This is a genomic window from Sphingomonas sp. 1F27F7B, from assembly GCF_005503355.1.
GTDB lineage: Bacteria > Pseudomonadota > Alphaproteobacteria > Sphingomonadales > Sphingomonadaceae > Sphingomonas.
In genome coordinates, this window is sequence record NZ_SCMK01000009.1 from 14,387 (window position 1) to 33,722 (window position 19,336).

Annotated in this window: 16 protein-coding genes; 9 read left to right on the forward strand and 7 right to left on the reverse strand. The window is 67.6% G+C overall.

Going from position 1 to position 19,336, the window contains the following annotated elements; all coding sequences use genetic code 11:
- Positions 1–7 precede the first annotated feature (7 nt).
- Entirely contained in the window at positions 8–1,702 is a 1,695-nt protein-coding gene (locus FFS08_RS10155; protein WP_137861604.1) for a hypothetical protein, read from the forward strand.
- Here FFS08_RS10155 and FFS08_RS10160 read toward each other — a convergent pair.
- Entirely contained in the window at positions 1,683–2,699 is a 1,017-nt protein-coding gene (locus tag FFS08_RS10160) for an SGNH/GDSL hydrolase family protein (RefSeq protein ID WP_137861605.1), read from the reverse strand. The two genes, FFS08_RS10155 and FFS08_RS10160, sit on opposite strands and share 20 nt — an antisense overlap.
- Positions 2,700–2,840: 141 nt before the next feature.
- Here FFS08_RS10160 and scpC point away from each other — a divergent pair, with 141 nt between their 5' ends.
- The gene (gene scpC / locus FFS08_RS10165; RefSeq protein WP_137861606.1) at positions 2,841–4,352 is read left to right on the forward strand and encodes a succinyl-CoA:acetate CoA-transferase ScpC; all 1,512 of its coding nucleotides are present in this window, start codon (positions 2,841–2,843) and stop codon (positions 4,350–4,352) included.
- A 41-nt stretch (positions 4,353–4,393) separates the two neighbouring features.
- The gene (locus tag FFS08_RS10170) at positions 4,394–6,715 is read left to right on the forward strand and encodes a GH92 family glycosyl hydrolase (RefSeq protein WP_137861607.1); all 2,322 of its coding nucleotides are present in this window, start codon (positions 4,394–4,396) and stop codon (positions 6,713–6,715) included.
- 24 nt (positions 6,716–6,739) lie between these two features.
- Here FFS08_RS10170 and FFS08_RS10175 read toward each other — a convergent pair whose 3' ends face one another.
- Positions 6,740–7,618: an alpha/beta hydrolase gene (locus FFS08_RS10175; RefSeq protein ID WP_137861608.1), complete on the reverse strand. Its 879-nt coding sequence runs from the start codon at positions 7,616–7,618 to the stop codon at positions 6,740–6,742.
- 5 nt (positions 7,619–7,623) lie between these two features.
- A complete protein-coding gene (gene murA, locus FFS08_RS10180; RefSeq protein ID WP_137861609.1) occupies positions 7,624–8,907 on the reverse strand; it encodes a UDP-N-acetylglucosamine 1-carboxyvinyltransferase in 1,284 nt (427 codons plus the stop codon).
- 122 nt (positions 8,908–9,029) lie between these two features.
- Here murA and FFS08_RS10185 point away from each other — a divergent pair, with 122 nt between their 5' ends.
- Positions 9,030–9,764 carry a Crp/Fnr family transcriptional regulator gene (locus FFS08_RS10185; protein WP_249340989.1) on the forward strand — a complete coding sequence of 245 codons (735 nt, stop codon included), beginning with the start codon at positions 9,030–9,032 and terminating at the stop codon, positions 9,762–9,764.
- A gap of 425 nt (positions 9,765–10,189) precedes the next feature.
- Here FFS08_RS10185 and clpS read toward each other — a convergent pair whose 3' ends face one another.
- The 3 genes from clpS to FFS08_RS10200 form a co-directional block, all read right to left on the reverse strand.
- Positions 10,190–10,522, reverse strand: coding sequence for an ATP-dependent Clp protease adapter ClpS (gene clpS / locus FFS08_RS10190; RefSeq protein WP_137861769.1), 333 nt, complete (start codon positions 10,520–10,522; stop codon positions 10,190–10,192).
- A gap of 174 nt (positions 10,523–10,696) precedes the next feature.
- Positions 10,697–11,464: a phasin family protein gene (locus FFS08_RS10195; RefSeq protein ID WP_137861610.1), complete on the reverse strand. Its 768-nt coding sequence runs from the start codon at positions 11,462–11,464 to the stop codon at positions 10,697–10,699.
- Between the two features lie 120 nt (positions 11,465–11,584).
- Positions 11,585–13,333, reverse strand: coding sequence for a class I poly(R)-hydroxyalkanoic acid synthase (locus tag FFS08_RS10200; protein ID WP_137861770.1), 1,749 nt, complete (start codon positions 13,331–13,333; stop codon positions 11,585–11,587).
- Between the two features lie 122 nt (positions 13,334–13,455).
- On the opposite strand from FFS08_RS10200, the gene FFS08_RS10205 reads away from it, so the two are divergent.
- The 3 genes from FFS08_RS10205 to FFS08_RS10215 all read left to right on the forward strand — a co-directional run bounded on the left by FFS08_RS10205 (position 13,456) and on the right by FFS08_RS10215 (position 16,133).
- On the forward strand, positions 13,456–14,661 hold the full coding sequence (locus FFS08_RS10205) for an LL-diaminopimelate aminotransferase (RefSeq protein WP_137861611.1): 1,206 nt from the start codon (positions 13,456–13,458) through the stop codon (positions 14,659–14,661).
- Positions 14,662–14,674: 13 nt separating this feature from the next.
- A complete protein-coding gene (locus FFS08_RS10210; RefSeq protein WP_137861771.1) occupies positions 14,675–15,451 on the forward strand; it encodes a sulfite exporter TauE/SafE family protein in 777 nt (258 codons plus the stop codon).
- A 244-nt stretch (positions 15,452–15,695) separates the two neighbouring features.
- A complete protein-coding gene (locus FFS08_RS10215; protein WP_137861612.1) occupies positions 15,696–16,133 on the forward strand; it encodes an acyl-CoA thioesterase in 438 nt (145 codons plus the stop codon).
- A gap of 19 nt (positions 16,134–16,152) precedes the next feature.
- Here the strand turns inward: FFS08_RS10215 and FFS08_RS10220 are convergent, their stop codons facing one another.
- A complete protein-coding gene (locus tag FFS08_RS10220; RefSeq protein WP_137861613.1) occupies positions 16,153–16,653 on the reverse strand; it encodes a winged helix-turn-helix transcriptional regulator in 501 nt (166 codons plus the stop codon).
- 149 nt (positions 16,654–16,802) lie between these two features.
- Here FFS08_RS10220 and FFS08_RS10225 point away from each other — a divergent pair, with 149 nt between their 5' ends.
- Complete coding sequence (locus tag FFS08_RS10225) at positions 16,803–17,114, forward strand: CC_3452 family protein (RefSeq protein WP_137861614.1); 312 nt, start codon at positions 16,803–16,805, stop codon at positions 17,112–17,114.
- Between the two features lie 115 nt (positions 17,115–17,229).
- Complete coding sequence (locus FFS08_RS10230; RefSeq protein WP_137861615.1) at positions 17,230–19,320, forward strand: RelA/SpoT family protein; 2,091 nt, start codon at positions 17,230–17,232, stop codon at positions 19,318–19,320.
- Positions 19,321–19,336: the final 16 nt, after the last annotated feature.

Consider the following 19,336-nt stretch of genomic DNA (forward strand, 5'->3'; position numbering starts at 1 on the left):
ACTCGCCATGACCGGAATTTCGCGCTTCCTGGCTCTGCTCGCCGCGGCGCTGCTCGTCCCGCCCGCCGCGGCGCAGACCGGCGACATGGCCGGCATGCATGCGGGGCACGGCTTCCCGCAGACACTGGCCGATTGGGCGCATGGCGCGCAGCTCTTCCCCGATCTCGGCGATTTCCGCCGCGATGCCGGAACCAGGGTGCCCGCCGCCCAGGCCTATTTCGACCAGGGCATGCGCCTGCTCTGGGCGTTCAATCACGACGAGGCGGCGCGCAGCTTCGCCAAGGCGGCCGAGACGGATCCCCGATGCGGCATCTGCCATTGGGGCGTCGCGCTGGCGCTGGGCCCCAATTACAACATGCCGATGATGGCCGGCGCCCGGGCCCGGGTCGCATGGGAATCGCTGAAGAAGGCGGAGACGCTGGCGCCCGGCGCCACGCCCGCCAACCGCGCGCTGATCCTAGCACTCGCGAAACGCTACACGGGCCCGCAGCCGGTCGATGCCGGCAACAGCGCGCCCCTGCTGGCCGCGTTCGGCGACGCAATGCGCGCCGCGGCCAAGGCCTTCCCCCAGGACGACGACATCCTCACGCTCTTCGCCGAGGCGCAGATGAACCGGAACCCGTGGAAGCTGTGGAATGCCGACGGCACCCCGGCCAGGGATACGCCCGAGATCGTCGCCACGCTGGAGACGGTGCTTGCCCGCAATCCGCATCATCCGGGCGCCAATCATTATTACATCCACGCCGTCGAGGCATCGACCGCGCCGGCCAAGGCCATCGGCGCGGCCGAGCGGATCGGCACGTTGATGCCGGGCGCCGGCCATGTCGTGCACATGCCCTCGCACATCCTCCAGCGCGTCGGCCGCTACGCCGAATCGGCCGAGGCCAACCGCCTCGCCGACGCGGCCGACAGCGCCTATTACGCCAGGACCGCGGCCATCGACTATTACCCGATGTATTCGGCGCACAATCTCCAGTTCCTCGCGGCCTCGACGGCGATGGAGGGGCGCGGCGCCGAGACGATCAAGGCCCTGCGCGACGTACGCAAGGTCTTCACCGACGATCAGGCCGCCGCCATGCCCGGCATGGATTGGGGGATCGGCTATCTCTACCAGGCACTGATCCGCTTCGGCCGCTGGGACGAGATGCTCGCCGAGCCCAGGCCGGACGCGCGGCTGCTCGACCTGACCGTCAACTGGCTCTCCGCCCGCACCATCGCGCTCGCCGCCAGGGGCAGCATCCCCGAGGCCGAGGCAGAGCTGGCCGGCCTGAAGGCCAGGATCGCCGCCGCTCCCGCCGATGCGCTGGCCGGCATGAACCTGGCAGCGCCGCTCTTCCGCATCGCCGCGCTGCGCGCCGAGGCGCGGATCGCGCTCGCCCGCAAGGACGGTCCCCGCGCCGTCGCGCTGCTGCGCGAGGCAGTCACCGTCGAGGACGGGCTCTCGTACAACGAGCCTTCGGACGAATTCTTCCCCACCCGCCACCTGCTCGGCGCGGCGCTGCTCGACGGCGGCAAGGCGGCGGAGGCCGAGACGGTGTTCCGCGAGGACCTCGATCCCCGGCGCAATCCGCGCAACGGCTGGGCCCTGCTCGGCCTTGCCCAGGCGCTCAAGGCCCGGGGCAAGGACGCAAGCACGGCCGAGAAGGACTTCGCCGCCGCCTGGGCCCGCGCCGACGTGAAGCTCAGCGCGCCGGCCTTCTGAGCGCCGCCTCGATCAGGTCGGCCATCACCCGATGGTCCTGGATCGACGGATGCCAGTTGCACCCCGTCATCTCCAGGGCGGGCACCTTCACCGCGGTCACGCCGGCAGCCTCCGCCACCGCGGCGACATCGGGATAGAAATTCTCGGCGCCCATCAGCAGGATCCGCGCCCGGGGCTGCGCGGCCTGCCGGGCGCGGACAAAGGCGATATACTGCTCGCGGTAATCCGCCCGCAGCGCCGCCGCATCGGCCCAGGCCTCGCCGCCGTGCACCGGCGTCGAGAAGTCGTTGGTGCCGAGATTGATGACGATGGTCTCGGGCCGCCAGCCGTCCGCCCGGGCCGGGGCCGGCTCGCCGGGAATGGCACGGGGATAGAGGAAGGGCAGGCTCTCGCCCGGCTTGCTGCCGGCATAGTTGCGGACGATCCCATAACCCGAATAGGCAATCAGCCGGTAGTCGGCACCCAGCCGCCGCGCCAGCACCGGCCCGAACGCCTGGCTGGTATCGGTCGTGTCGTGCACCTTCTGCCGGTCGCAGTCGCGGGTCGGCGAAGCGTTGCCATAGCCGACGGTGTGCGAGTCCCCGATGAACTCGATCCGGCGCGGCCGCACCGGCGCGGGAAGCGGCACGCCAGAAGTGAAGAAGCCGAAAAAGCTGCTGCTGCCCGACTGGCTCTCGGTCAGCTTGTCGATGCGGATATCGTGCACGCCGGGCTGCAGCCCCGCGATCCTCACCGTGGCCGGCCCGGGCGATACCAGCGTCTGGAACGGCTTGCCGTCCACGCTCACCCGCAAGAAGTCGCCATGCGTCTCGACCCGGGCCGTGACCTCGGTGCCGCGAAAGCGCGCCTCGACATAGGTGCCCGGCCAGCCGAACCGCATTTCGCTCCCCTTGGCGACGATGCGGCCGCCGACATGAACGGCCAGCCGCTTGCCCCCCGGCACCGGCGCGGTGGAGAGGATCAGCGGCACGAGCAGCACAAGGGATACGGGCTTCATCGCATCACCCTAACCCGTCCCGCCGATGCGCGAAATCGCCGCATCGCTTGCCCGTATCGCGCCCGCAGCATGCGAAGCTTGCACTCGTGCGCAGGCCGGGCGGTGCGCTAGCGAAGGGCGGATTTCCGCAAGAGGACGCCCATGGCTTCGCGAATCGCGCATCCCGGACTAGCCGCCAAGGTCACCAGCGCCGACCAGGCGGCCGGCTTCATCGACGACCGCATGACCGTGGGGATGAGCGGCTTCACCGGGTCCGGCTATCCCAAGGCCGTCCCGCTCGCACTGGCCAGGCGCATCGCCGGCGAGCGGGCGGCGGGGCGCGATCTGCGGGTCAAGGTGTGGACCGGCGCTTCCACCGGCCCCGAGCTGGACGGCGCGCTGGCCGAGGCGGACGGCATCGAGCTGCGCCTCCCCTATAATTCCGATCCCGTCGCCCGCGAGCGGATCAATCGCGGCGAGATGGAATATCTCGACATGCACCTGAGCCAGGTCGCGCCCATGGCCTGGGAGGGATTTCTGGGCCCGCTCGACATCGCCGTGATCGAGATCGCCGGCATCCGCGCGGACGGCGCATTGATCCCCTCCTCCTCGGTCGGCAACAACAAGACCTGGCTCGATCGCGCGCAGGGCGTGATCCTCGAGGTCAATCGCTGGCAGAACCCCGCGCTGGAGGGGATGCACGACATCTATTACGGCACCGCGCTGCCGCCGAACCGGGTGCCGATCCCGCTCACCCGCCCCGACGACCGGATCGGCCAGCCGACCTTCCGCTGCGACCCCGGCAAGGTGATCGCCGTGGTCGAGACGGATGCGCCCGATCGCAACCTGCCCTTCGCGAAGCCGGATGACGCGGCGCTGGCGATCGCCGGCCATCTGATCGAATTCCTCCGGCACGAAGTCGGCATGGGCCGCCTGCCGCCGTCGCTGCTCCCGATCCAGTCCGGCGTCGGCAACATCGCCAACGCCGTGCTCGCCGGGCTGCTCGACGCGCCCTTCGCCGGCATGACCGCCTATACCGAAGTGCTGCAGGACGGGATGCTCGACCTGCTCGCCGCCGGCAAGCTGCGCATGGCGTCGTGCACCGCCTTTTCGCTCAGCCCCGATGCGGCCGAGCGGCTCAATGCCGAGATGGCCGATTTCCACGACCGCATCCTGCTGCGCCCCCAGGAGATCAGCAACCATCCCGAGATCGTGCGCCGCCTCGGCTGCCTGGCGATGAACGGGATGATCGAGGCGGATATCTACGGCAACGTCAATTCGACGCACATCATGGGTTCGCGCATCCAGAACGGCATCGGCGGCTCGGGCGATTTCGCGCGCAACGCCTTCATCTCGATCTTCATGACGCCCTCCATCGCCAAGAGCGGCAGGATCTCGGCGATCGTGCCGCATGTCAGCCATGTCGACCACATCACCCAGGACGTGCAGGTGATCGTCACCGAGCAGGGGCTGGCCGATCTGCGCGGCCTGGCACCCCGCCGCCGCGCCGAGCTGGTGATCGAGCAATGCGCGCATCCCGATTATCGCCCCATGCTGCGCGACTATTATGCGCGCGCGATCAAGGGCAGCTACGGCCTGCAGACGCCGACGCTGTGCGGCGAGGCGCTGGCCTGGCACCAGCGCTTCGTCGAGACGGGCAGCATGCGGCCCTGATCCGGGTTGGAGGCGTGGCGCGGCTCTGCTCTAAGAAGGGCATGACCGCGCCTCTCCGCACCGGCCTCGCCGCGCTCGCCGCCCTGTCGCTCCTCGCCGCGCCGCTCGCGGCCCAGACGTCCGGCGGATCCACTTATGACGCCGCCGACCCGATGATCGGCACCGGCGGCGAGGGGCATACGTTCCCGGGCGCGGTCGCGCCCTTCGGCATGATCCAGCTGAGCCCGGACACCGACACGAGCTGCGTGATCCGCAAATGCTACAGCCACGCCGCCGGCTATCGCCACGAGGACCCGACGATCCAGGGCTTCTCGATGACACATTTCTCGGGCGCCGGCCATTCGGACCTGGGCGACTTCCTGATCCAGCCGATCGCCGGCGACGACGTTCCGCTGGAGCCAGACGGCTATCGTTCGCCCTTCGACCACGCGAGCGAAGCGGCCGTGCCGGGCTATTACGCCGTCACGCTCGCGCGCCAGGGCATCCGCGCCCAGATGACGGCGGGCATCCGCATCGGCGTGCAGCGCTACGAATTTCCCGCCGGCCAGAGCGCGCATCTGGTGCTCGATCTGCGCAGCTCGCTCTACAATTATCCGGGCAAGACACTGTGGTCGTCGATCCGCGTCCGCGCCGACGGCACGATCACGGGATCGCGCGAGACGCGCGGCTGGGCGCCGGCCCGGAAGCTCTTCTTCGCAATCCGGCCCTCGCGCCCGCTCGCCGGCCATGCCTTCCTCAACCGCGAGGAGAGGATCGACTATAAGGGCTTTCAGGGCCCGAGCCGCGGCGCCGACGATGCCCGCCAGCTCGCCGGGCGCGCGCTCGTCGCCCGGCTCGACTTCGGCCGGATCGACGGGCCGCTCGACGTGAAGGCGGCGATCAGCGCAGTCGACGAGGACGGCGCCATCGCCAATCTCGACAGCGAGCCCGGCGGCTTCGACACGGTCCGCGCCGCCACCCGCGGGGCCTGGGAGCAGGCGCTCGGCGCGATCGATATCGAGGCACCCGCAGCGATGAAGAAGACCGTGGCGACCGCGCTCTATCACAGCCTGATCGCCCCCAGCGTCTTCTCCGACGCGGACGGCCGCTGGCGCGGGCCGGACGATCAGGTCCATGCGGCGAAGGGCTTCACCTTCCACTCGACCTTCTCGCTGTGGGACACGTTTCGCGCCGAGCATCCGCTGCTGCTGCTCGTCCAGCCCGAGCGGAAGAATGCCGACTTCGTCAATTCGCTGATCGCCAGCCGGCAGGTCAGCCCGTTCGGCATCCTGCCCGTCTGGCAGTTCCACGGGCGCGAGACCTGGACAATGATCGGCTACCACGCCGTGCCCGTGATCGCCGATGCCTATCTCAAGGGCATTCGCGGCTTCGACGCAGACGCAGCGCTGGAAGCGATGGCTGGGAGCGCGACCTATGGCCCCTATGGCGGCTTGGACTCATATATGAAGCTCGGCTACGTCCCGATCGACAAGGAGCCGGAAGCAGCCTCCAAGACCGTCGAATACGCCTATGACGACTGGACCATCGCGCGCATGGCCAAGGCGATGGGCAGGGCCGATGTCGCCGCCGCCTTCGGGAAGCGCGCCGGCAACTGGCGCAACAGCTTTGACGCGAAGACCGGCTTCCTGCGCGCCCGCAAGTCCGACGGGACCTATCGCACGCCCTTCGATCCCACCGCGATCAACTATGGATCGGACTATACCGAGGGCAATGCCTGGCAATATTCCTGGTTCGTCCCGCAGGACCAGGCCGGCATGTTCGCGCTGCTCGGCGGCGACGCGGCGGCGGTGCGGAAGCTCGACGCGATGTTCGATTTCGACAATTCGAAGCTCGACTACAGCCATGCGGAGGACATTGCCGGGCTGATCGGCCAGTACATCCACGGCAACGAGCCGAGCCACCACGTCGCCTATCTCTACAGCTATGCCGGCCAGCCCTGGCGGACGCAGGAGCGGCTGAAGCAGATCGTCGACAGCCAGTACAAGCCGACGCCGGACGGGCTGTCGGGCAATGACGATCTCGGCCAGATGTCGGCATGGCTCGTCTTCACTGCGCTCGGCTTCTATCCCGTCGCGCCGGGCTCGAACGAATATGTGATCGGCCGCCCCTTCGTGAACCGCGCGACGATGAACCTGCCGAACGGCAAACGCTTCACCATCGTGGCGGAGGGGCTGTCGGACGCGAACGGCTATGTCGGCAAGGTCGTGCTCAACGGCAAGCCGCTGGCGCGCGGCTTCCTGACTCATGCCGAGATCATGGCGGGCGGCGAGCTGAAGTTCACCATGCAGGCGACCCCGAACCGAAGCTGGGCGACCGCCAAGGCGGCGCGGCCCTATTCGATGAGCACCCAGCCGAGGCACTGATCCTTCGCCTTCGCTCCAGACCCCTCAGGGTGTCCCGATCGTCCCGCGCAGGAAGCCGCCCACCCGCCGCGCCCATTCGGCGTCGTGCAGGTTGCTGACGTCGCCATGCGAGAGCCCCGGCACCAGCCATAGCCCCCTGCGGTTCGGCGCAGCCTCATGGAGCGCGCGCGTCTCTGCCGGCGGCGTGTAGCGGTCCTCCGCGCCGCCGATCACGAAGACCGGCCCCCGATAGTCCCGGATCGCCGCGAGCGGCGCGATCCGTCCGGGCCACACGCCGTAGCGGGGCAGCGACTGGAAGCTGAGCAGCGGCTCGGCAAGCGTCCCGCCCACCGGAGTCAGCACCGCCGCCATCCGGTTGTAGATCGCGTGGCGAATGTCCGGGAACACGGCGACCAGCACCATCGCATCGGCCGGCACCGCGCCGTCGCGCCCGATCAGCGCCGCCGCACCGCCCAGCGAGACGCCGACCACCGCCACTTTCGCGCCGTCCTGCCTTGCCTTGAGCCAGTCGAACGCCGCGCGCGCGTCCAGCCCCTCATCGAGCCCATAGCTGTGATCGGTGATCGTGGAGGCACCATGGCCGCGCAGGTCGATCGCCAGCGCCGCATAGCCTTGCGCCACCAGCGCCTTGGCCATCGGCGCGGTCTGGTCGCGCGAGGCACCGACACCGTGGAGGAGGAGCACCGCCGGCGCATCGCGGCGTCTGCCGGGCCAATAGGTGCCGGCGACGACGATGCCGTCCCGAGCCGTCAGCGTTACATTCCGTGCAGGGGGCGGGACCGGTGCCACCGCAGAGGGATGGCCCGCCGCGATCATCGACGCGAGCGACCAGCTTCCCGCAAGCACCAGGAACGACAGCAGTGCCGCTACGCCGATCGCCAGCTTCGTCCGCGGCCTCCGCATCGGTCCTAGCCGTCGCCGACGCGCTCGATGTCCGCGCCCACTGCCTGAAGCTTCTCTTCGAGCCGCTCATAGCCGCGGTCGAGGTGATAGACGCGGTTGACCTGCGTCTCCCCCTCGGCCGCAAGGCCCGCGAGGATCAGGCTCATCGAAGCGCGCAGATCGGTCGCCATCACCTGGGCGCCGACCAGCCTGGCCGGTCCGTGCACCACCGCGGTGCGCCCGCGCACATCGATATGCGCGCCCATCCGCGCCAGCTCGGGCACGTGCATGTAGCGATTCTCGAAGATCGTCTCGGTGAACACGCTGGCGCCCTCGGCCATGCACTGCATCGCCATGAACTGCGCCTGCATGTCGGTCGCGAAGCCCGGGAAGGGCGCGGTCGACAGCGTCAGCGGCTTGAGCGGCCCATTGGCGGCGACGCGGATGCCGGCCCGAGTCTCTTCCACCGTCACCCCGGCCTGGACGAGCGCGTCCAGCGTCGCGCGCATGTCGCCCGCCGCCGCGCCGAGCAGCTCGACATCGCCGCCCGTGATCGCCGCCGCGCAGGCATAGCTGCCCGCCTCGATCCGATCGGGCATCACGGCATAGGTCGCGCCGTGCAGCCGCTCGACGCCTTCGATCTCCAGCCGCTCGGTGCCGATGCCGCCGATGCGCGCGCCCATCGCGACGAGCAGGTTGCACAGGTCGACGATCTCGGGCTCGCGCGCAGCATTGTCGAGCACGGTGGTGCCCTTGGCAGTGACCGCCGCCATCAGCGCATTCTCGGTCGCGCCGACCGAGACGACCGGGAAGCTGTAGCGCCCGCCGGGCAGCCGCCCGCCCGGCGCAGTCGCCTTCACATAGCCGGCGGCCAGCTCGATCTCGGCGCCCATCGCCTCGAGCGCCTTGAGGTGCAGGTCGATCGGGCGGTTGCCGATCGCGCAGCCGCCGGGCAGCGACACCGTCGCCTCGCCGGCGCGGCCGAGCAGCGGCCCCAGCACCAGGATCGAGGCGCGCATCTTGCGGACGATGTCATAGGGCGCGACCGTCGAGGTCAGCTTGCCGGCCCGCACCGTCATCACCCGGCCGAAGTCGCTGGGCCGCGTGCCTTCGATCGCGGTCGAGGCGCCGAGCTCGTTGAGCAGGTGGCCGAAGCTGTCGACGTCCGCCAGGCGCGGCAGGTTCCGCAGCGTCAACGGTTCGTCCGTGAGCAGCGCGCAGGGCATCAGCGTGAGCGCTGCGTTCTTGGCGCCGGAGACGGGAATCTTGCCGGAAAGGCGATTGCCGCCGCGAATGAGAATACGGTCCATGCCGGGCTTCTAATCTTTGTCCCGGCGTGCGCAAGGGCAGGCGTTTTTAGCGCCCTTGATCGATTTTAATGCATTGATTCAATTGCACTGCTTTGCATCGGCACGTGGGGGGAAGCCATCGCGTGTCCGGCAGTTGTTTCGCGGAGAGGCTGAGCGAGTTGATCGACCTGACCGAGGTCGAGCAGAAAGCGCTCGAGAAACTGGAGGAGCGCCAGCGCCATCTGCGTCGCGGCGCGGTGCTCCAGCGCGAGAACGAGGCTGGCAACGAGCTCTACATCCTGCGCAAGGGCCTGATGATGAGCTATGTGCTGCTCGACGACGGCAGCCGCCAGATCCTGCGCTTCCTCTTTCCCGGCGACATGCTCGGCATCTCCAGCGCAGTCTATCGGGAAGCGCCCGAGACGCTGGCGACGCTGTCCGAGTGCGTGGTCTGCCCTTTCGACCGCGCCGCGCTCGCGGACTTGATGCTCGCGCATCCCCGGCTCTCGGCAATGGTGCTCGCCTATTCGCAGATCGAGCGCGTGGCGCTCACCGACCGGCTCGCCGCCCTGGGCCGCACCAGCGCCAAGGCGCGGGTCGCCGCGCTGCTGCTGGAACTGCGCAATCGCCTGCGCGCCACCGACAAGAGCCTGGCCAATGTCTTTTCGCTGGGGCTGACGCAGGAGGAAGTGGGCGACGCCACCGGACTCACCGCGGTGCATGTCAACCGCATGCTGCGCCAGCTGGAGGAAGAAGGGCTGATCGCGCGCGAAGGCGGGCGCGTGACGCTGCTCGACGAGCGCGCGCTCGTCCGCGCGGCCAATTATGTGAACCGCTATGAAGGGCTGGACCTCAGCTGGCTTCCCAAGGCGGGCTGAACGGCGGCGGATCGATTGCGGAAGGGGAAGGGCCGGACGCCGGCGGTGACAAGTCGCGCCGTCCGACCCCCAAGAACTGCGCGGCTTCTACCAACTTGCCGGCGCGCCGTATCGCCCGGGAAAAGCCTATGCGGAGAATATCTTAGTCGGGGATGGAACGAAAATGCCGCCACCGCCGCCCGGGCCGGACGACGATGGCGGGGACATGCGTTCCCGGCCTGGGGTGCGGACTCAAGGATACGTCTGATTTGCCCTCGTCATCCCCGCGCAGGCGGGGATCCAGCGTAATGCGGGATATCGGTGCCATCGCGCGAACGCCGCCCGGAAAGGACAGAACCCGCCACCCTCGCTCCGCGCTTGGCCCTGGATCCCCGCCTGCGCGGGGATGACGACGGAACGGGCCGGGATGACGAGAGAAGAATCCCCTAAGCCTTTTCCAGCGTGCACTGGAGCGGGTGCTGGTTCTGGCGGGCGAAGTCGATCACCTGCGCCACCTTGGTCTCGGCGACTTCGTAGCTGAACACGCCGCACACGCCCACGCCGCGCTGATGGACGTGGAGCATCACGCGCGTCGCCTCTTCCATGTTCATCCGGAAGAAGCGCTGCAGGACGAGCACGACGAACTCCATCGGCGTATAATCGTCGTTGAGCATCAGGACACGGTAGGGCGTGGGCTGCTTGGTCCGCGTGCGGGTGCGCGTGGCGATGCCGACCGCGGGGTCATTGCCCCGATCGTCGTCATTGCCGTCCTCGGCCATGCGGAAATCGAATTTCACGGGATCTGTCACGCCGCCGAAAATATGGGCTCGCGCTCCCAAGGGCAAGGCCGCCCGCCACGCCCGCACTCCGATGGGACATGGACAAAGGAAAGGGCGGCCATCCCGAAGGACGGCCGCCCTGATCTTGTCTCCCGGCAAGCCGGAAGCACCGGCTTACGCGGCGGTCTTCACCTTTTCGGCGGCAACGGCGACGCGGTTCGACAGCGGCTGCGCGGCATCGCTGGCGAGCTTGATCAGCGCCTCGGTGTTCTTCGACGCTTCGGCGACATACGAGTCGAACGCGCCGCGGAAATAGTCGCTCTGCAGCTTGAAGAACTCGGTCGGCGACTTGACGGCGGCCAGGTTCTTCAGCGCGGCGGTCGCGCTCTCGAACGACTTGCGGCCATATTCGGCGGCGTCCTGGCCCAGGCCCTCAAAGCCCTTGGCGGCGATGCGGCCCGACTCGACCAGCGCCTCGACATTGCCCTTGGCGAAGTCATTGGCTTCCTCGACCAGCTTGGTCGACTTCTCGACGGCGGCCTTGGTACGGTCGTTCCACTCGGCGAACAGAGCCTGGGCCTTGTCGGTGGCGTTCTCGATGGTGGTCATCTTCCAGCTTCCCTTCACTTCCGGCGCGGCGACCGTCTCCTCGACGGCTTCGACGACGGTGATTGCGGTTTCCGCGGCAACCTCGGCGATCTGCTCGACGGGGGTCTCGGCCACGGCTTGGACGGTTTCGGTTTCGGTCACTTCCTGCGGTGCTGCCTCAAGGACCGGGACCGGCTCGGCGACGACGGGAGCCGCGACGATCGTCTCGGCAGCCTTCACCGGCTCGGGCTTCTCAGCCTTGGGCGCAGCAACTTTCGGCGCGGGCTTGGCGCGCGCCGCAGGCTTCGGAGCGACGGGCTTGGGCGCGCCGGTCTTCGGTCCCTTGGTGGCCATGATGTGCCTTCCCCATAAAGCTATTGCTGCGATGCAGCATGTAGGCCTTCTTGCACTGCAATGCAAGTAGCTTTTGTGCAGTGCACAAAAACAAGTAAAGGCCTGGGAAGGCGCGGGAAATCAGCGCATCCGGACATAGCTGCCGGGCGCGTCCTCCAGGGCCTTGAGCTTGCCCTTGCCCGGAATCCGCGCGCCCTTGGCCGGAACCTTGGCGGCGTCGAGCGCGTCGAGCCAGCCGATCCAGTCGGGCCACCAACTCCCCTTGGTCTCTTTTGCTCCCGCGAAAAACTCGGCGAGCGATTCGACTCGCTCCGAATTGGTCCAATATTGATATTTCTGCGCAGAGGGCGGGTTCACCACCCCGGCGATGTGCCCCGATCCGGCCAGCACGAACTTGAGCGGCCCCTTGAAGTGATGGGTGATCTTCCAGACGCTCTGCGCCGGCGCGATATGGTCCTCGCGCCCGGCCTGGACATAAGTCGGCGTCACTATCTTCGACAGGTCGAGCGGCGTGCCGCCGATCGCCAGCGCGCCGGGCTGGACCAGCTTGTTGTCGCGATAGAGGTCGGTCAGGTAGCTCATGTGCCAGCGCGCCGGCAGGTTGGTGACGTCCGAATTCCAGTGGAGCAGGTCGAACGGGGCATAGTCCTTGCCCATCAGGTAATTATTGGTGACATAGTTCCAGATCAGGTCGCGCCCGCGCAGCAGGTTGAACGTCGCCGCCATGTAGCGCCCGTCGAGGAACCCCTCGGTCCCCAGGCTGCGGATCATCGCCAGCTGGTCGTCGTCGATGAACATGCCGAGCTCGCCCGCATCGGCGAAATCCACTTGGGCGGTGAAGAAGGTCGCGCTCGCCACCTTCCCGGCCTGATCCCTCGCATGGAGCACCGCCAGCGTAGCGGCCAGCGTGGTGCCGGCGACGCAATAGCCGATCGCATGCACCGCCCCGACGCCGAGCAGCTCGCGCACCGTGTCGATCGCGTCGATCTGTCCGCCCTCGACGAAATCGTCCCACAACAGGTCCTTCATCGTGGCGTCGGCGGACTTCCACGAGACGACGAACACGGTGAGCCCCTGCTCCACCGCCCAGCGGATGAAGCTCTTCTCCGGATTGAGGTCGAGGATGTAGTAGCGGTTGATCCAGGGCGGGAAGATCAGCAGCGGCGTCGCATAGACCTGTTTCGCGCCTTCCGCCGGGGCATATTGGATCAGCTCGTAGAGCGGCGTGCGCTTCACCACCTTGCCGGGCGTCATCGCCAGGTTGCGGCCCAGCTCGTAGACGCCTTCCGCCGTCTGGGTCATCTGGCCCTTGGCCAGGTCCGCCAGCATGTTGGACAGCCCCTTCAAAAGGCTTTCGCCCTTGGTCTCGACGATCTTCTCGAGCACCTCGGGATTGGTCGCGGGGAAGTTGGTCGGGCTCACTGCGTCGAGGAAGCCCCTGGTCGCGAAGCGCACCTGGTCCTTCTGCCTGGGGTCCATCCCCTCCAGCGCATCGACGCCGCGCAGCATGTGGTCGGCGATGACCAGATAGCTCTGGCGGAGAAAGTCGAACACCGGCTCCTCGCGCCATTGCGGTGCCTTGAAGCGCTTGTCGCGCGCCTGCTCCGCCGTCTCCGCGAAGGGCGCGGCGTTCTGCGGGTCGAGGAAGCGCTGCCACAGCTGCATCGTGTCCGACCATAAGTCCATGCCGGCCTTCATCGCCGCCCCCGGATCGAGCAGCGCGCCGAAGGGCGGCGCGGCGGGCAGGTGCTCGATCATGTCGAAGCCGTGCTCCAGCATCATCTGCTGCGCCCGGCCCAGCACCCAGGTCCAGTGCTGCAGTTCTGCGAGATCGGGAATCGGCGGGGTGGTCGTCTCGGCCATGCTCATCCTCTTCAAGCGCCGCTTTAGCGCACCACAGGCAACTCGTCATTCCCGCAGGCGCGAACATGGCGTAGGACGGGTGCACGGCACAAGTTCGTGTCGCGCTCCAACCCCTGAGAGACGAGGAAATGTCCGAAGAATTCTACCGCATGAAGCGCCTGCCCCCCTATGTCATCGCCGAAGTCAATGCGATGCGGGCAGCGGCGCGGGCGGCGGGAGAGGACATCATCGATCTCGGCATGGGCAATCCGGACCTGCCGCCGCCGCAGCACGTGATCGACAAGCTGATCGAAGTGGCCCGCAAGCCCGATGCGCACGGCTATTCCCAGTCCAAGGGCATTCCCGGCCTGCGCCGCGCCCAGGCCAACTATTATGCGCGCCGCTTCGGCGTCGACATCGATCCCGAGACCGAAGTCGTGGTGACGATGGGCTCGAAGGAAGGGCTGGCCAGCCTCGCCACCGCGATCACCGCGCCGGGCGACGTCGTGCTCGCGCCCAACCCGAGCTACCCGATCCACACGTTCGGCTTCATCATCGCCGGCGCCACGATCCGCGCGGTGCCGACCACGCCGGACGAACATTATTTCGAAAGCCTCGAGCGGGCGATGGCCTTCACCGTGCCGCGCCCGTCGATCCTGGTCGTCAACTATCCGTCGAACCCGACCGCCGAGACGGTGGACCTCGCCTTCTACGAGCGGCTCGTCGCCTGGGCGCGCGAGAACAAGGTGTGGATCCTCTCCGACCTCGCTTATTCCGAGCTGTATTTCGACGGCAAGCCGACCGTGTCGATCCTGCAGGTCAAGGGCGCCAAGGACGTGGCGATCGAGTTCACCTCGCTCTCCAAGACCTATTCCATGGCCGGCTGGCGCATGGGCTTCGCCGTCGGCAACAAGCAGCTGATCGCGGCGATGACGCGCGTGAAGTCCTATCTCGATTACGGCGCCTTCACCCCGATCCAGGCCGCCGCCTGCGCCGCGCTCAACGGCCCGCAGGACATCGTCGAGGCGAACCGCCAGCTCTATCACAAGCGCCGCGACGTGCTGGTCGAGAGCTTCGGCCGCGCCGGCTGGGAGATTCCTTCGCCGCCCGCATCGATGTTCGCCTGGGCGCCGCTGCCGCCGGCGCTCGCCCATCTCGGCAGCCTGGAATTCTCCAAGCAGCTGCTCACCCATGCCAAGGTCGCGGTCGCGCCGGGCGTCGGCTATGGCGAGAATGGCGAGGGCTTCGTGCGCATCGCAATGGTCGAGAACGAGCAGCGCCTGCGCCAGGCGGCGCGCAACGTGAAGAAATATCTCCAGTCGATGGGCGTCAACACCGCGGCGAAGGCAGGCTGAGCCCCCGCCGGTGCTGCACGTCGATCCGCTCTATTCGCTTGCCGGCGTGCTGGTCGGCATGCTTGTCGGACTGACCGGCGTCGGCGGCGGATCGCTGATGACGCCGCTGCTCGTGCTCGTCTTCGGCTTCCATCCGGCCACCGCCGTCGGCACCGACCTGCTCTACGCCTCGGGCACCAAGGCGGTGGGCACCGCCGTCCATGGCTGGCGCGGCTCGGTCGACTGGCGCGTGGTGCGGCGGCTGGCGACGGGCAGCGTGCCGGCGACGATCGCCACGCTGCTGTTCCTCAGCGCCGCCCATCGCAGCGCGCAGGATACCGGACATCTGATCTCGGCCATCCTCGGCGCCACGCTGGTGCTTACGGCGATCGCGCTGTTCTTCCGCACCCGCATCGTGCGCGCGGCGGGACAGCGCTTCGCCCGGCTCGACGAGCGCGCCATCGCCGGGCTGACGATCTTGCTCGGCGCGGTGCTCGGCGTGCTCGTCTCGCTCACGTCGGTGGGCGCGGGCGCGCTGGGGATGACGGCGCTGCTTGTCCTCTATCCCGGCTCGCCGGTGGCGCGGCTGGTCGGGTCGGACATCGCGCATGCGGTGCCGCTCACCTTCATCGCCGGCATCGGCCATTGGACGATGGGATCGGTGGACCTGGGCCTGCTCGTCGCGCTGCTGCTCGGCTCGATCCCCGGCATCGTGATCGGCAGCCTGATCGCGACGCGCATCTCCGAGCGCATATTGGTGCCGATCCTGGCAGTGACGCTGGCGATCGTCGGGACGAAGCTGCTGTTCTAGGGTCAAGACCCGATCAAGGCCTTGATTTTGTTCGTCATCCCCGCGCAGGCGGGGATCCGGGGCCAAGGGTGGGGTGCGTGCGGCAGGTCCAGTCCTCTCCGGAGAGCGTTCGCGGGATGGCATCGATGTCCCATACTGTCCTGGATCCCCGCCTGCGCGGGGATGACAAGGTTTGCTGAACGAGTCTTGACCCTAGCAAGGCCCGCCGGTTGACGCGAAGGCCCCTTCGCGCCAACCCGTCGCGATGCGCCCCGGCTTCCCCTTCTCCACGCGCTTCCGCGTCCGCTATTCCGAAATCGACGGCCAGAAGATCGTCTTCAACTCGCGCTATCTCGAATATGCCGACGTCACGCTCGGCGAATTCTGGCGCTGGGCCGATCTGGGCGATATCGGCCCGGACTGGCTCGACGCCGAGTTCAACGTCGTCCGCGCCGCCATCGACTATAAGAAGCCGTTCGTGTTCGACGACATGGTCGAGGGCTTCGCCCGAGTCGAGCGAGTCGGCACGTCGAGCATGACGATGCGCGTGGAGCTCCGCCACGCCGAGACGGGCGAACTCCATACCGAGATCGAGATGGTCAGCGTCCATGTCGACCTGGCGACGCGCAAGTCGAAGCCGATCCCGGAGAATGTGCGGGCGCGGCTGGAGGGGCTGGGGACCGGGCGCCGCGACGAAGCTTGAGACCGAGCCCGAGCCGGTCCTATTCCGCCGCCTTCACTTCGGCCGCTTCGTCCTCGCGCACCACGTCCTCGGCCAGCGCCCAGAGCAAGTCGCCCTTGCCCAGCACGCGCCCGTCATGGCTCAGCACCTGGACCTGGCGGATCGGGCGGCTGTCGCGCGCATCGACCAGCACCGGAAACGCCGGCACGCCCGTCTCCCAGCGCTCGCCCCATTGCCGGAGCGAGATCATCACCGGCAGCAGCGCATAGCCCTTGTCGGTCAGGCGATATTCGATCTTGCGGCGATCGTCGGCACAGGGCTGGCGCTGCAATATGCCCTTGTCGACCAGCCGCGCGAGCCGGTTCGCCAGGATGTTGCGCGCAATGCCCAGCTCGGACTGGAATTCCTCGAAATGGTGCAGCCCGTTGAACGAGCCGCGCAGGATCAGGAACGACCAGCGTTCGCCCATCGCTTCCAGCGCCGCCGGCAGGCTGCAGTCATTCGCCAGCTGGCGCAGCGACTCTCGAATGGCACCACCCATAACTTGTCATCCTACCGTAAAAGCCGACGCTACGGAATGGCGTAACTTCTTGCGCCGCAGCAAAAGTTTCTCGTTGCAACTTACTTTCATGTCAATTAAAAACTGAGTCGCAGCTTCGGCTGCAGGTTCTGACCCCAGGAGGATTTCCCATGACCCGCTTCTTCGCCGCAGCGGCTGCGGCCACGCTGGCCCTCGCCCCCGCCGCCGGCATCGCGCAGGGTGCCCCGAACGGCTATTATGCGGCGACCCCGATCGCCGCGCCGGCCAAGACCAGCCTCGTCACCCGTTCCACGCTGTGGAAGTGCGGCGCCGGCACCTGCACCGCCGCCAAGGCGAATGCGCGCGACGGCATCGTCTGCGAACTCGTCGCCCGCGAAGTCGGCAAGCTCTCGGCCTTCCGCGCCAATGGCGCCGATTTCGACGCGGCCGCACTCGAGAAGTGCAACGCCAAGGCGAACTGAGCCTATGGCGCCGGCGCCACACCGGTTCGGATAAAAGATTGAGCGCGGTCCGGAAAAAGCCGGATCGCGCTCAATCTTATTGCAAAGCAGCAGCAGCGGGCCCCATCTAGTTGCCGTGCTGCGCCAATATGAACTTGTCGACCGGGTCCTCAGCTACGACCCCGATGCCGATGAAGCCATGCTCAACCGGGCCTATGTCTTCTCGGTCAATGCGCACGGCACCCAGAAGCGCGCCAGCGGCGATCCCTATTTCAGCCACCCGATCGAAGTGGCCGGCATCCTCACCGACCTGCATCTCGACGACGAGACGATCGTCACTGCGATCCTGCACGACACGGTCGAGGACACGGTGGCCACACCCGAGGACATCCAGCGCCTGTTCGGCGACAATGTCGCGCGCATGGTCGACGGCGTCACCAAGCTCTCGAAGATCGAAGCGCAGACCGAGAGCGAACGCGCCGCCGAGAATCTCCGCAAGTTCCTGCTCGCCATGTCGGACGATGTCCGCGTGCTGCTCGTCAAGCTCGCCGACCGGCTGCACAACATGCGCACGCTCGTCCACATCAAGAACCCGGACAAGCGCAAGCGCATCGCCCGCGAGACGATGGACATCTATGCCCCGCTCGCCGAGCGGATCGGCATGTACGAGTTCATGAAGGAGATGCAGACGCTCGCCTTTCGCGAGCTCGAGCCCGAAGCCTATGAATCGATCGAGAAGCGGCTCGACAGCCTGAAGATCGAAGGCGAGGACCGCATCGCCAAGATCGCCTCGGGGCTCAAGCTGCTCCTCTCGCGCGGCGGCATCGACGCCGAGATCACCGGGCGCGAGAAGCATCCCTATTCGATCTGGAAGAAGATGTCCGAGCGCCACGTCTCGCTCGAGCAGCTCAGCGACATCATGGCCTTTCGCGCGATCGTCGACACCGAGGAGGAATGCTACCGCGCGCTCGGCGTGATCCACCGCCGCTGGCCGATGGTGCCGGGCCGGTTCAAGGACTATATCTCCACGCCGAAGCGCAACGGCTATCGCTCGCTCCACACCAGCATCATCCATGCCGGCGACACGCGCATCGAGATCCAGATCCGCACGCGCGACATGCATGCCCAGGCCGAATACGGCCTGGCCGCCCATTGGGCCTATAAGGCCAGCAACGTGCGACCCGACACGCAGGTCAGCTGGATCAAGGACCTGATCGAGATCCTGGAACATGCCGACAGCCCCGAGGAGCTGCTCGAGCATACGCGCATGGCGATGTACCAGGACCGGATCTTCGCCTTCACGCCCAAGGGCGAGCTGATCCAGCTGCCCAAGAGAGCGACGCCGATCGACTTCGCCTATGCGGTGCATTCGAACCTGGGCGACCAGGCGGTAGGCGCCAAGATCAACGGCCGCGTGGTGCCGCTGCGCACCGAGATCGAACAGGGCGACCAGGTCCAGATCCTGCGCTCCAAGGCGCAGGAGCCCCAGGCCAACTGGCTCAACTTCGCGATCACCGGCAAGGCGCGCGCCGCGATCCGCCGCCACATCCGCCACAAGGAGCGCGAGGAGACGATCGCGCTCGGGCACAAGCTCTATGACGAGATCGTGCTGCGCCTGCCGACGCCGCCGGGCGACGGCGCGATTCCCGATGCGCTGAAGCGCCTGAAGCTGCAGGACGAAGCCTCGCTGATGGAAGCGATCGCCCGCCGCCAGTTCACCGATTTCCAGGTGATGGAGGCGCTGATGCCCGGCTCGACCGAGGGCGAGGACGAGCATGACCTGCCGCCCCAGCAGCACGCGATCGAGATCAAGGGGCTCACCCCGGGCGTGGCGTTCCACTTCTCGGTCGATTGCCGCCCGGTGCCAGGCGACCGCATCGTCGGCATCCGCCGCGCCGGCGAGCCGATCGAAGTCCACCGCATCGACTGCCCCAGCCTCGCCGACACGATCGAGGAGGACTGGGTCGACCTCACCTGGGGCGACAAGGCGGAGGGCGGCATCGCCCAGATCGAGATCACGCTGAAGAACGAGCCCGGCGCGCTCGGCGCGGTCGCCACGCTGATCGGCCAGCACAAGGCCAACATCCTCGGCCTGCGCATGGACAATCGCGACACCACTTTCCACACCAACACGATGGACCTGGAAGTGCGCAACGCCGCGCACCTGATGCGCCTGCTGGCGGCGCTGCGCGCGGCCGATGCAGTGAGCTCGGCGGAACGGGCCTAGGTTGGGGATTCATTCA

Coding starts and splice junctions, on each gene's coding strand:
- FFS08_RS10195 (WP_137861610.1), bottom strand. CDS start 11,464: ATGGCCACCAAGGGACCGAAGACCGGCGCGCCCAAGCCCGTCGCTCCG.
- scpC (WP_137861606.1), top strand. CDS start 2,841: ATGGCTTCGCGAATCGCGCATCCCGGACTAGCCGCCAAGGTCACCAGC.
- murA (WP_137861609.1), bottom strand. CDS start 8,907: ATGGACCGTATTCTCATTCGCGGCGGCAATCGCCTTTCCGGCAAGATT.
- FFS08_RS10175 (WP_137861608.1), bottom strand. CDS start 7,618: ATGCGGAGGCCGCGGACGAAGCTGGCGATCGGCGTAGCGGCACTGCTG.
- FFS08_RS10215 (WP_137861612.1), top strand. CDS start 15,696: ATGCGCCCCGGCTTCCCCTTCTCCACGCGCTTCCGCGTCCGCTATTCC.
- FFS08_RS10200 (WP_137861770.1), bottom strand. CDS start 13,333: ATGAGCATGGCCGAGACGACCACCCCGCCGATTCCCGATCTCGCAGAA.
- FFS08_RS10155 (WP_137861604.1), top strand. CDS start 8: ATGACCGGAATTTCGCGCTTCCTGGCTCTGCTCGCCGCGGCGCTGCTC.
- clpS (WP_137861769.1), bottom strand. CDS start 10,522: ATGGCCGAGGACGGCAATGACGACGATCGGGGCAATGACCCCGCGGTC.
- FFS08_RS10225 (WP_137861614.1), top strand. CDS start 16,803: ATGACCCGCTTCTTCGCCGCAGCGGCTGCGGCCACGCTGGCCCTCGCC.
- FFS08_RS10220 (WP_137861613.1), bottom strand. CDS start 16,653: ATGGGTGGTGCCATTCGAGAGTCGCTGCGCCAGCTGGCGAATGACTGC.
- FFS08_RS10170 (WP_137861607.1), top strand. CDS start 4,394: ATGACCGCGCCTCTCCGCACCGGCCTCGCCGCGCTCGCCGCCCTGTCG.
- FFS08_RS10205 (WP_137861611.1), top strand. CDS start 13,456: ATGTCCGAAGAATTCTACCGCATGAAGCGCCTGCCCCCCTATGTCATC.
- FFS08_RS10160 (WP_137861605.1), bottom strand. CDS start 2,699: ATGAAGCCCGTATCCCTTGTGCTGCTCGTGCCGCTGATCCTCTCCACC.